We start from the raw sequence: 11,914 nt of genomic DNA, 5'->3' as shown, positions 1-11,914 counted from the left end.
GTCCAAACAAATTTCACTCCTTATAGGAATCGGCCCTCCCCTGTGCGGGTCAGCCTCCGTAAACCTCCGGTTTCAGAATCCCGACAAACGGTAGGTTCCTGTATTTTTCATCATAGTCAAGGCCATACCCGACAATAAATTCATCCGGAACAACCGTCCCAACATAATCCGCCTTGATGCCGACGGTTCTGCGGTCCGGTTTGTCAAACAGCGTGCAAAGCCGGATGCTTTTTGGCTCACGCGCCTGCAAAAGTTCCAGTATGTAGCTTAAGGTAAGGCCGCTGTCCAAAATGTCCTCCACAACTAAAACATCATACCCTTTCAGGTTGATGTCGAGATCCTTAATGATTTTGACGACACCGGAAGTTTTCATGCCGGAGCCATAGCTGGAAACCGCCATAAAATCGATGCTGCACGGAGTCGTAACGGAACGCATTAAATCGGACATAAATACAACGGAACCCTTCAAAATGCTGACCAGTAAAAGGTTTTTGTCTTTATAATCCTCACTGATTTTGGCCCCCATTTTTGAAACGATCTCGGCAAGCCGTTCCTCACTGAATAATACTTCCTGAATGTCATCGGTCATCTGATGCACGGGTTTCAGCACTCCTTGATGATTATTTCGGCCGCCCGTTCGGTGCGGTCTGTAACCGCGGCGCTTTGCGACGGGCCGATTCCTTCAATCCACAGAATTTCTCCGCCGCGTTCCAGAACCGCAAGTCTGCCGCGGCGAAACGGCGGAATTTTCCGTTCGTTTAATAATTTCTTCAAAGTTTTTGTGACTCCCCGCCCCGCGGGGCAAAACCGGTCGCCGGGCAGCCTGTTTCGAATAAAACTATTAGTATTCAATATTGTATCATAGTTGATTCGATTATTAAATAACAAATTATTAATTTTCTCATCATTTTTTCTCTTGAAAGATACCGGACGGATACAGATCGTCCTCCCGTCCGGAAGATAGGTATCCGGAAGCTGCAGCGGAACCCGCCACGGAACAGATCGCTCTTTTTCGGAATGAACAAAAAGAGTATTGCCGTTTGAAAGGCATTGTATTCCACCGGGAAGGGTCATATTCCCGCGCTCGGTACGGATCATTGCCATGACAGAAGCAACATGGTTATAATCGAGACGGGCTTTGGTCTGCTTCCGAACCGCCAGAAAAATCATACGGGAAAGGATGGAATCAGGCTGTTCCTTTAACTTTCGGATGGAATAGCCGCCGCAGACGTCGATTGATTGTTCCAGCCCGGTCCGTGCGATTTTCTGTAAATATTCCTCATCCTGCCGAAGCAGGCACGCGGCTCTGAAAAACGCCTGTTCAAAGCCGGGGTTCAGTTCCCGAAAAACAGGCGTCACGCCGTGACGGATACGGTTGCGCGCAAATTCTTCCGAAAGGTTTGAACTGTCCGTGACAAAGTCGAGGCCGTAATAACGGCAATAGGCCTCTACTTCTTCTCTTGTCACGCGAATCAGCGGACGCACGATTTCATTTCTGACCGGGGGAATCCCGGAAAGCCCCCGCGGCCCGGTCCCCTTCGCAAGATTCATCAGCGCTGTTTCGGCGCTGTCGGTCAGGGTGTGGGCGGTGGCGATCCGGCCGGCCGGCCCGCAAAGGCTGCGGAAAAAAGTATAGCGGACGTTCCGCCCGCATTCTTCCAATCCCTGTGAACTTTTTTTGGCCAGCGCCGAAATGTCGGCATGAAAGACCTTCAAGCCGACATGATTCGCCGAACACCACGCGGCGACAAACGCCTCATCCGCGTCAGACTCCGCGCCGCGAAGGCCGTGGTTGACGTGGGCGGCGGTCAGGGTCATTCCGTGCTTTCTGGAATAGCCGAGCAGAAAGTGCACCAGTGCCATGGAATCGGCGCCGCCCGAAAATCCGACGACAATCTGACAGCCTTCGGGCAGCATTTTTTCTTCCAAAATGGTATCTTCAATTTTCTGTTCCAGTTTTTTCATCCGGTCATTCACTGCGAACAACCTCCTGGGCGGTAAAGCGCATAAATTCGCCCTGCCAGTGCAGCGGCACCGTTTTGGTCTGACCATGACGGTTTTTGGCAACGATGCACTCGCTCTGGTTGCGGTCCCCGTCTTCCGAAGGCCCGCCGGTATCCTGATAGTATTCGTCCCGATATAAAAACAGGACGATATCCGCGTCCTGCTCAATGGATCCGGAATCGCGCAAGTCCGAAAGAACGGGGCGGTGATTGGTCCGTTTTTCGCTGTCACGGGCCAGCTGAGAAAGCGTCAGCACGGGCACGTTCAGTTCCTTCGCCATAATTTTCAGGTTTCTGGTAATCTGAGAAATTTCCTGTACGCGATTGTCAATTCTCATGGACGCGGTCATTAACTGCAGGTAATCGATCACAACCAGGTCGACGTCGCGCAGCCGCCGCAGTTTCGCCTTGATTTCCGGCACGGTGATGCTGGGGTTGTCGTCAAAGTACAGCTGCGCTTTTGAAAGAATATCGCCGGCTTCAATCAAGCGAACCCATTCGTCCTCGCCCAGCTTTCCCGTACGCAGCTTTGTCCCCTCGACCAGCGCTTCCGTGGATAAAAGGCGGGAAACAAGCTGCTCGTTGCTCATTTCCAGAGAGAAAAAAGCGACGCGCTTTTTTGCCTTAAGCGCCGCGTGGCGGGCAATATTCAGGGCAAAGCTGGTTTTGCCCATGCCGGGGCGAGCGCCGAGCAGGATAAAATCGGAACGATTCAAGCCCGTGATGGTCTCGTCCAATTCCCGTATCCCGGTCGGAACTCCTTTATACAGGTCAGCATCCGGAGAATTGAGAAGATCCAGACGGTCGAATTCATTGACAATGATCTCGTCGATCCGCTGCAGGCCCTGCATGTTTTTGCCGCGCCGGATGTCGAAAATACGCTGTTCCGCGCTGTCAAGCAAAGTCGCGGAATCAGCGGCGCCGGAAGAGGCTTCTTCAACAATGTCGCGCGCCGTTGTGATCAGTGTGCGAATGTCGTATTTATCACGGACAATTTTGGCGTAGGTCTCCACATTTGAAATAGAGGGCACCAGCTGCGCCAGCTGAAGGAGATAGGTTTTTCCACCGTTTTCCTCAAAGCCTTCCGTCTGCCGCAGCTTTTCCAGCAGCGTGATAAAATCCACCGGTCGGCCCTGAGTGAACAGTTCCAGCATAGAGGAATAGATCAGGCTGTTGTTGGTCTGGTAAAAATATTCCGGACGGGGAAGGATTTCCGCGACGCGGTCCAGACAGGAAGAATCCAGCAAAACCGCGCCGAGCACGGACTGTTCCGCTTCCGGACTGAACGGCAAATTCAGGCCTGCATAGGCGCCGGTTTGCATCGGTTCCATTTTACTTCCCCCTTTTTAAATTTCGGCGTTTTATATCCGTTTATTGCTGTTCCCCAACCAAAACATAAATTTTGGCGGTTACTCCGGAATACAGCTTTACCTCGCACTCATAGGTACCGAACGCCCGGATATCTCCATCCAGTGCGATCTTGCGTTTATCAACATCCACATGGAAGCTCTTCTTCAGTTCGTCGGCCACCTCTTTCGCCGTAATGGAACCGAAAAGCCTTCCTCCCTGTCCCGCTTTTGCAAACAGGCGCACTGTTTTTCCGCTGATGGAAGCAGCGGCGGCCTGAGCGTCTTCCATTTCTTTCTGAATACGCCATTTTTTGGCGGATTCGGCGCTTTTCAGCTCGCTCATTACCTGCGCGTTCGCTTCTTTCGCCAGCTTGCGCGGAAGGAGAAAATTCCTGGCGTAACCGTCGCTGACCTGAATCAGCTCTCCCCTCTTGCCGCTGCCTTTCACGTCCTGAAGTAATACTACTTTCATCGGGTACCTCCTTATGACTTTTCGTTCGTATGATTGGATGCTTTCTCTGTAAAATCGCGGATCGCCGCGATGAGCCGGTCACGGGCCTCGGATACCGAAAGGCCGCTCAGCTGAGCGCCCGCCATGGTCAGATGGCCGCCGCCGCCCAGAGTCTCCATAATCAGCTGAACATTGACGTCCCCAAGGGAACGGGCCGAAATATTGATGACGTCCCCCGCCGGGAACAGCACAAAGGACGCCTCAATTCCCTGAATGGAAAGCAGCTCGTCGGCTGCCTGCGCGGACGCGATCCGAATATCCGGAAACTCATGTTCCGTGGAAGCCACGGCGAAGCGGCCGAATATTTCCGCATTGGAAACAATTTTATATTTTGCCTTGTAAGCGTCGATGGAATCGGAAAACATACGCTTGACGCTGACCGTATCGGCTCCCTTCCGGCGCAGATACGCCGCCGCCTCAAACGTACGTGCCCCCGTTTTCAGCACAAAATTCTTAGTGTCCAGCATGATGCCGGAAAGCAAAGCCTCCGCTTCCGTCTGGGTCAGCTTGCTGTCCCCGATATACTGCAGAAGATCCGTCACCATTTCACAGGTGGAGCTGGCATACGGTTCGTGGAAAAAAACCAGGGCGTTTTCGATGTGGCGAACCATCATTCGATGGTGGTCTATGACCACCACGCGCGGCACCGTCTTCAAAAGCTCGGCACTCTCAACGAAATCCTGAGAATGAGTATCGACAACCACAAGCATACTTCTTGATGTTGCGAGCATCTGCGCTTCCTGCGGCGACATAAAGATCTTTTCGTCGGGATACGCGTTTTGAAGTGCGGTAATCTGCGGGGAGGCAAGGCTCTGCGTCAGATTCAACACGATATAGGAAGGGCGGCGCAGCGTTTTGCAGGCTACGTTCCACATTCCGATCGCCGCGCCGACGCAGTCCAGATCGGAATATTTATGCCCCATGACAAAAACTACGTCGCTTTCTTTGATATCGTCCGAGATGGACGCCGCGAAAACACGAGTGCGAACGGAGTCTCTCTTTTCCACCCCGTTGGACAGGCCCCCGAAAAACTCGTATGTATCGTTGGCCTGCTTGACCGCGACCTGATCTCCGCCGCGCCCAAGGGCCATGTTCAAAGCGTTTCTGGCCCAGTCGTCCGCTTCCTGCAGAGTTTTTGCTCCGCGGGCCACGCCGACCGAGACCGTCGCGCTCAGCCGGTCTCCCGCCTTGATGGCGCGCACGGAATCAAGAACCGGAAACCGTTTTTTCATCTCCGTCCGCAGGTGCGCTTCGTCGGTCAAAATCAGATACCGCCCGCTGCTCATGCGTTTCAGAAAACCGCCCAGCCCCTGCGCCCAGCGAGCCAGTACTTCTTCCACTTCCGAAGCAATTCTTGTTTCTTCACTGGAGCTGGAATCCCGGGTCAGCTCCTCCCGGTTGTCAAAGCTGGCCAGCATGACTATGGTACGGCTTTCCTCATAATTGCGGCTGATCTCCTGAAAAGCCGTGTCGTCAAGAAAGTACAGGACGCTTCCCGCTTCTGTCCGAATGCCGAACACCGTATATTGTCGGGAGCCAAACGTAACCTCCGTGCCGCCGGCTGAAAGAACCTGTTCCGTTGTTGCGGGATAAATAAATTTGAGAATGTTATCGCCGCGGCATTCCCGGTTCGCGCTGACCTGATCAAGAAACATGTCGTTAACCCAGATGATGTCTCCCGCTTCGCCAATCACCGCAACAGGAAGCGCAAACTGACGCAGGGAACGATACCTGTCGCCGGTTAAAACTTCCCCCACGCTTTTGAAGGCGAAGGCGATATGCGCTTTAAAATGCCTGTTGGCAATCAGCACGGCTGCAATGGACGCAGCCGCGAGAGTGATTTCCGCTGTAAAAACAACGATGTTCCAAAACCAGCTGATACCGGCCGTCAGCAGCAAAACTGCTGAAATGACAAAAAAGACAGGAGAAGAAGCCCATACTTTTCGTTTCAAACTGATTACCCCTTAAAACCGATCCGGGATGGCTATACTTCCATAATAATCGGCAGAATCATCGGGCTGCGGCGCGTACGATTGTAGAGAAGACGGGACAGCTCGTCTTTAATTCGAGTTTTCAGCGTTCCCCAGTCGTGAATTCTGTTCTCCGCGCATTCCTGCAAAACGGATGAAACCAGATCACGGGCCTCGTCGATCAGCGGTTCGGATTCACGGACATAGACAAAGCCGCGGGATACGACATCCGGGCCGGAAATGATGTGACCATCCGTGCAGGAAATGGTGCAGACAACCACAATCAGCCCGTCTTCGGCAAGGTGCTTGCGGTCCCGCAGAACAATGCTTCCCACGTCGCCGACGCCCAAGCCGTCTACCAGGATCCGACCGGCCGGAACCGGAGCAAGGCGTTTCATATAATCCTCGTTAAGCTCGACAACGTCGCCGTTATCGCCGATAAAGACGTCTTTCGGGTCCCTCCCCATGGCATAGGACAAGTCCGCGTTTTTCCGCAGCATCTTCTGCTCGCCGTGAACCGGAATAAAATATTTGGGCTTTACGATTCCCTGCATCAGTTTGAGTTCCTCCTGACAGGCGTGGCCCGAAACATGCACTTCATACATGGATTCGTAAACAACGCGGCAGCCGCGCTTCATCAGCTCGTCGATCACATTTCCGATTGTTTTTTCATTTCCGGGAATCGGGCGAGCGGAAATGATGATAAAGTCGCCCGGACCTACTTCCACTTTGCGGTGGTCGGCAAATGCCATGCGGGTCAGGGCGCTCATCGGTTCTCCCTGACTTCCGGTTGTAACCAGAACGATCTGTTCCTTCGGATAACGGTTGATCATGTCAATGTCGATCAGCACTCCCTGCGGGACGTCGAGATATCCAAGCTCCACGCCGATCGTCATGACATTAACCATACTTCTGCCGGACAAAGCCACTTTGCGCCCGTATTTAACCGCGCAGTTAATGATCTGCTGAACGCGGCTCACATTGGAGGCGAAGGTTGCAATGATAATACGGCTGTCCTGCGCGCGTTTGAACAGCATGTCGAAGGAGCTGTCGACACTTTTTTCCGACTTTGTAAAGCCCGGCCGCTCCGCATTGGTGGAATCGGAGAACAGGGCCAGGACGCCCTCGTTGCCAAGCTGAGCAAGACGACCCAAATCAATCATTTTACCCATCGCGGGTGTACAGTCGATTTTAAAATCGCCCGTGTGGACGACTACTCCGGCCGGGGAATGAATAGCAACGGCAACCGCGTCGGGAACGGAGTGGTTGACATGGATAAATTCGATATCCATGCAGCCAAGCTGCGCGTGCTCGCCCGGCTGGACGACAACAGCCTTCACGGAATTCTGAAGGCCGTGTTCCTTTAATTTGCTGTTGATCAGCGCAAGTGTAAACGGCGTGCCGTAAATCGGAAGATTCACCTTTTTCAGCAGATAAGGCAGTGCTCCGATATGGTCCTCATGGCCGTGGGTTAAAATAATGCCGCGGATGTTTTCGGCGTTGCGTTCCACAAATGTGAAGTCCGGAAGCACAAGATCAACGCCCAGCATATCACCGTCCGGAAAAGCCATGCCGCAGTCCACGATCACCATATCGTTTTCGCATTCAAACAGCGTAAAGTTTTTACCAACTTCGTTCAATCCGCCAAGGAAATAGGCTTTGATCGACGGTTTCTTCTGATTCTGACGTCCCCTGCGTCCGCGTTTGCTCTTCTGTGCGGCGGCTTCTTTTTTCTCTCTTGCCGCCTGTTCCGTCAAATACTGCTGTACGGTTTTTTGAATCGCCGTAAGGGGCTGCTGCTTCGCACCGTTTTTCTGCCTTCCGCCGCGCTGCTTTTCTCCGTTCAGCGGACGGATTCCCTTCTTCTCCTTTGGTCCGGCCTGTTGCTGTCTATCGGCAGCAATTTGTTTTCCAGGAACCTGCTGCTTTCCATCGGCAGCAATCGGTTTTCCAGGAGCCTGCTGCTTTCCGTCGGCAGCAATCTGTTTTCCAGAAGCCTGCTGGTTTGTCTGAGCAGGCTGGCGTGTCTGAGGCTGGCGTTCATTATTCTGGCGTTCCGTATTCTGACGTTCCCCGTTTTCCTGTGCAGCAGAGGGCTTTTGGGTGCTTCTTCGTCTGCCCTGTCTGGCTGCGGCGGGACGCTGCTGCTGCTCCTGCTTCTTCTGCACCGGAAGCTGAGGCGGCGTGATCTTCTGATAAAGTTCGGGACGTTTTTCCTTGCCGGCTTCGGTGTTTTGATTTTCAGCGCCTTGACGGCCAGCCGAGCTGCTAGTGCTCTTATTTAATTGTTTTTCTGTCACAAAATGACCTCCATCATATTTTGGGCACAACCATTAAAATCCGTCGACAATCGGGTCAAACGAATCTGGTTTACCTCTATTCATTTTACCTTTTACGCTGCACCGGGCCCGCGCAAAAATGTATTAAATGCTTCTCTATGTGCTAAATAAACGGGAATAACCCGTGAATCGCTGAATCCGGACACTAATATCTTATTTATTGTACCTTGATTCACAAAGACTGTCAATACAGTTTTCTTTCCGCAGACTTTATTATGACCAATCCTGCGCTCTCTAATCAAATGAAAGAAATGAAAAAACGTTTCATACCGTCTTTCCCCGCGATTTGTATGTGCCCCTCCTTTGTGCTATAATAACAGAAAAATCAAAGGACTTATGGTGATAGGATGAAGCGGGTTGAGATCTTTACGGACGGGTCGTGCAGCGGAAATCCCGGACCGGGCGGCTGGGGCGCGGTTCTGCGCTACGGCAGCCACGAAAAAAGGCTGAGCGGGGGCGAACGCGAAACCACAAATAATAGAATGGAGCTGACCGGCGTCATCGAGGCGCTGCGCCAACTGCGCGAACCCTGCGAGGTGATCCTGACCAGCGATTCCCGCTACGTCTGCGATGCAATCACCAAGGGCTGGGCCATAGGATGGCAGAAACGCGGCTGGATCAAGGCCGACAAAAAGCCTGCTCTGAACAGCGATTTATGGGAAATCCTGCTCGGTCTTCTTGAGACGCACCATGTGACGGTCAACTGGGTAAAAGGGCATGCAGGACACCCTGAAAACGAACTTTGCGACCGCATGGCGGTCGCAGAAACAGAGAAGCATAAAAACGGAGGCACTGCAACATGATTTATGCGGATAACGCGGCGACGACTCCCGTCTCCGATTCCGTACTGCAGGCGATGCTTCCGTATTTTTCAAAGGAATTCGGAAATCCGTCCAGCCTGTACGCGTCGGGCCGCCGGGCAAAAAGAGCGCTCGAATCGGCAAGAGAAACCGTAGCCGACTGCTTAGACGCGCGTCCCGATGAAATTTTTTTCACTTCCGGCGGTTCTGAAAGCGACAACTGGGCGATTAAGATGTCAGCGAAAAAGGGGAAAGAAACCGGAAAGACGCACCTGATTACCTCTGAATTCGAACACCACGCGGTGCTGCATTCTCTTCGGTCACTGGAATCCGGCGGTTTCACGGTTTCGGCGCTGTCCGTCCATGAGGATGGAATCATAAGGCCGGAGGAATTAAAGGCCGCGCTCCGCCCGGAGACCGCGCTGGTAACCGTTATGACCGCAAATAATGAAATCGGAACCATTCAGCCGATTTCGGAAATCGGGGCTCTCTGCCGCGGCGCCGGCATCCCGTTGCACACGGACGCGGTTCAGGCGGCCGGAATTCTTCCTCTGGATGTAAAAGCGATGAATGTGGATTTTCTCTCTCTTTCCGCGCACAAATTTCACGGTCCGAAAGGCGTCGGCGCCCTTTATATCCGAAAGGGCGCCGGCATTTCCGGCCTGATGGACGGCGGCGCGCAGGAACGCGGCCTGCGCGCCGGCACGGAAAACGTCGCGGGAATTGTCGGGCTGGCTGTGGCCCTGAAGGAAGCCTGTGAAAACAGAAAAGCCTGTGCGGACCGTTTGACGGCCATGCGCGACAGGCTGATTCAAGGGGCGCTGAAAATTCCCGGCACAAGGCTGAACGGCGATCCCGTCAAACGCCTTCCGGGAAACGTGAACCTGAGCTTTGAGCAGGTGGAAGGAGAAGCCCTTCTTCTTCTGCTGGACCAAAACGGAATCTGCGCCTCCGCGGGCTCCGCCTGCACGGCCGGTTCGCTGGAGCCGAGCCATGTGCTGCGCGCGATCGGCCTTTCGGAACCGCTGGCACACGGTTCCCTGCGCCTGACGCTTTCCTGTCAGAATACCGAAGCGGAAGTGGATGAGATTCTGCAGATTCTGCCAGACGTAATCATGCGGGTACGTTCGTTGTCTTCCCAGTAAGTTCGAAAGGTGGAACTGACTTATTTTGTCCGCTCCCTGTAAATCGGTTTATTTACCGAGCAGGGCGCGGACTTCTTTTTCTTTTGCAAACAGGGTGCATCCGCCCGCATGCTCCGCAGTTTCGATTCCGCTTTCCCGGATCTTTCTGAACAGTCCGGAGTCAAGTGCATGTTTCAGGCCGCCGGACAGAACGCTGGTGTCGGAAAACGGAGAGAACGGACAGGGCTCCGCGGCACCCATGGCGCTGATATGAAAGAACCCGCGCCCCGCCGCAAGACAGCCGCCCAGCGCTTTTTCGTCACCCGGAAAAGAGAGGAAGATGATCGAATGAAATTCTTCCCGCAGGCGGTCAAGCCTTTGCTCAAGCAAAATCCGTTCCCGCTCACCGGGCGCCAACTGTTCGGAGCCGGATTCGACCGGCACATATTCAACATAGAACACAAGGCCGCACCCGGCGTGCTTAAGCAGGCTCAAATATTCCTGATCGGTAACCTGATATAAGTTATCCTTTGTGACGGTGATGGAAACTCCATAAAAAATACCGCGTTTTTTCAGCTGCTCCATGGTTTCCGCAAGCATATCGTAAATTCCCTTTCCGCGCCTTATATCCGTATGTTCCCTGTTCCCCTCAATGCTGAGAACCGGAATCAGATTCCGGCTGCGGTCAAACCGGTCCAGAAGTTCCCCCCGAACCAGCGTCCCGTTTGTGAAAAACGGAAAAATCAGATTCTGATGAGAAGCCGCCGCCTTCAGGATGTCCGCACGGGTCAAAGGTTCGCCGCCGGCCAGCAATAGGAAGGAGACTCCGAGTTCTTCGGCTTCACGGAAAATTTCGTCCCAGCGTTCGGCGTTCATTTCATTTATTGCCGGACGATCCATGCAGGAATGGTTTGCCCTCGCATAGCACCCTGCGCAGTGAAGGTTGCATTTCTGGGTGATGCTGGCGATGAGAAACGGCGGAACATGGGTTCCGTTCTTTTCATAATTGCCGCGAAGCTCCGCCGCTTTTTTCTGTGCTGAGCCGGCATGAAGCAAGAACCTGCTTTCTTTCGGATTTCTCAGGCTGGCCCGCAGGGCGGATGAAATAATTTCGCCAATTGCTTGATTCATGTACTCCGCTAAATCAGTCATACTTTCGCCTCCGGTAAAAATAAGTCCATTTCCAGATCGATCAGAGTTTCACAGGCGCTTTCGTCGGTCAGATTGATCCCCGCATAACGCAGGAATGCGTCGGAACGGTAAAACACGAGCTGCAAAAAGGAAATCATCTGGTACGCAATGACTCTGCATTCCACTTCGCTTTTTTTCGTTCCGAAATGTTTTCGCAGCAGGGGAAGAAGATAGACGGGGCTGACGATTTCATCTTCGAGCAGAATATGCGGAATAAAAATTTTCGAGAACCGACGATAATGCAGTACCATTTGCGACAGATGAAGCAATATGTTCCGCAAAGCCTTTTTGGGGGATTCCATTGAATCCGGCGGGGCATAGAACCATTCCGCTTCCGATTCAATCACCTTGCCTACCGCCTCTGTCAGCAGCTCATCCTTTGATCCGAAATAATAATTGATCATCGCTGCGTTCGTCCCGGCAGCTGCGGCAATTTGGCGGGATGTAATTCCCGTCGGATCCTCGCTTTCGCGCAGCAGGTCCGACGCCGCTGAAATCAGCTGGCTTTTCAGGTCTTCTTTCTCCTTCATGTCTCCTCCTGTTAAACGTGTTTAAAACATGTTTATATACTATTCCCCTTTTCCTCTTTTGTCAAGCGAATTTCCGGACTTTTTGAAGATGTTATGA

At 53.0% G+C, this 11,914-nt stretch carries 10 protein-coding genes; 2 read left to right on the top strand and 8 right to left on the bottom strand.

The annotated features are described in order from the left end of the window. Positions 1 to 49: 49 nt before the first annotated feature. Genes hpt through CAFE_RS18070 form a run of 6 tightly spaced genes read right to left on the bottom strand, consistent with a single transcriptional unit; the run spans position 50 to position 8,133 of the window. Positions 50 to 589 (bottom strand): hypoxanthine phosphoribosyltransferase, encoded by a 540-nt coding sequence (hpt, locus tag CAFE_RS18095; protein WP_066644233.1) that lies wholly within the window; start codon positions 587 to 589, stop codon positions 50 to 52. 14 nt (positions 590 to 603) lie between these two features. Next, on the bottom strand, positions 604 to 1,977 hold the full coding sequence (tilS, locus tag CAFE_RS18090; protein ID WP_166525183.1) for a tRNA lysidine(34) synthetase TilS: 1,374 nt from the start codon (positions 1,975 to 1,977) through the stop codon (positions 604 to 606). Next, a complete protein-coding gene (gene dnaB / locus CAFE_RS18085; RefSeq protein WP_066644051.1) occupies positions 1,970 to 3,334 on the bottom strand; it encodes a replicative DNA helicase in 1,365 nt (454 codons plus the stop codon). The genes tilS and dnaB overlap by 8 nt, the downstream gene beginning before the upstream one ends. Positions 3,335 to 3,374: 40 nt before the next feature. Beyond that, a complete protein-coding gene (rplI, locus tag CAFE_RS18080; RefSeq protein ID WP_066644050.1) occupies positions 3,375 to 3,824 on the bottom strand; it encodes a 50S ribosomal protein L9 in 450 nt (149 codons plus the stop codon). Positions 3,825 to 3,835: 11 nt separating this feature from the next. After that, positions 3,836 to 5,815, bottom strand: coding sequence for a DHH family phosphoesterase (locus CAFE_RS18075; RefSeq protein WP_066644049.1), 1,980 nt, complete (start codon positions 5,813 to 5,815; stop codon positions 3,836 to 3,838). A gap of 32 nt (positions 5,816 to 5,847) precedes the next feature. After that, positions 5,848 to 8,133, bottom strand: a complete 2,286-nt coding sequence (locus tag CAFE_RS18070) for an RNase J family beta-CASP ribonuclease (RefSeq protein WP_321173030.1) — start codon at positions 8,131 to 8,133, stop codon at positions 5,848 to 5,850. Between the two features lie 386 nt (positions 8,134 to 8,519). Here CAFE_RS18070 and rnhA point away from each other — a divergent pair, with 386 nt between their 5' ends. Next, positions 8,520 to 8,975: a ribonuclease HI gene (rnhA, locus tag CAFE_RS18065; protein ID WP_066644048.1), complete on the top strand. Its 456-nt coding sequence runs from the start codon at positions 8,520 to 8,522 to the stop codon at positions 8,973 to 8,975. Then, complete coding sequence (locus CAFE_RS18060; RefSeq protein WP_156991393.1) at positions 8,972 to 10,117, top strand: cysteine desulfurase family protein; 1,146 nt, start codon at positions 8,972 to 8,974, stop codon at positions 10,115 to 10,117. Before rnhA ends, CAFE_RS18060 begins: the two co-directional genes overlap by 4 nt. A gap of 48 nt (positions 10,118 to 10,165) precedes the next feature. Here the strand turns inward: CAFE_RS18060 and CAFE_RS18055 are convergent, their stop codons facing one another. Both CAFE_RS18055 and CAFE_RS18050 read right to left on the bottom strand, forming a co-directional pair. Continuing rightward, on the bottom strand, positions 10,166 to 11,248 hold the full coding sequence (locus tag CAFE_RS18055) for a radical SAM/SPASM domain-containing protein (RefSeq protein WP_156991392.1): 1,083 nt from the start codon (positions 11,246 to 11,248) through the stop codon (positions 10,166 to 10,168). Further along, positions 11,245 to 11,817 (bottom strand): TetR/AcrR family transcriptional regulator, encoded by a 573-nt coding sequence (locus CAFE_RS18050; RefSeq protein WP_066644045.1) that lies wholly within the window; start codon positions 11,815 to 11,817, stop codon positions 11,245 to 11,247. The genes CAFE_RS18055 and CAFE_RS18050 overlap by 4 nt, the downstream gene beginning before the upstream one ends. Positions 11,818 to 11,914: the final 97 nt, after the last annotated feature.

This window comes from Caproicibacter fermentans (assembly GCF_009746625.1).
Lineage (GTDB): Bacteria > Bacillota > Clostridia > Oscillospirales > Acutalibacteraceae > Caproicibacter > Caproicibacter fermentans.
This window is presented reverse-complemented; position numbering and strand designations above follow the sequence as displayed.

Excerpts from the sequence above, each read along its gene's own strand:
- rplI (WP_066644050.1), bottom strand. The coding sequence starts at position 3,824 with ATGAAAGTAGTATTACTTCAGGACGTGAAAGGCAGCGGCAAGAGGGGA.
- dnaB (WP_066644051.1), bottom strand. The coding sequence starts at position 3,334 with ATGGAACCGATGCAAACCGGCGCCTATGCAGGCCTGAATTTGCCGTTC.
- CAFE_RS18050 (WP_066644045.1), bottom strand. The coding sequence starts at position 11,817 with ATGAAGGAGAAAGAAGACCTGAAAAGCCAGCTGATTTCAGCGGCGTCG.
- CAFE_RS18055 (WP_156991392.1), bottom strand. The coding sequence starts at position 11,248 with ATGACTGATTTAGCGGAGTACATGAATCAAGCAATTGGCGAAATTATT.
- CAFE_RS18060 (WP_156991393.1), top strand. The coding sequence starts at position 8,972 with ATGATTTATGCGGATAACGCGGCGACGACTCCCGTCTCCGATTCCGTA.
- rnhA (WP_066644048.1), top strand. The coding sequence starts at position 8,520 with ATGAAGCGGGTTGAGATCTTTACGGACGGGTCGTGCAGCGGAAATCCC.
- hpt (WP_066644233.1), bottom strand. The coding sequence starts at position 589 with ATGACCGATGACATTCAGGAAGTATTATTCAGTGAGGAACGGCTTGCC.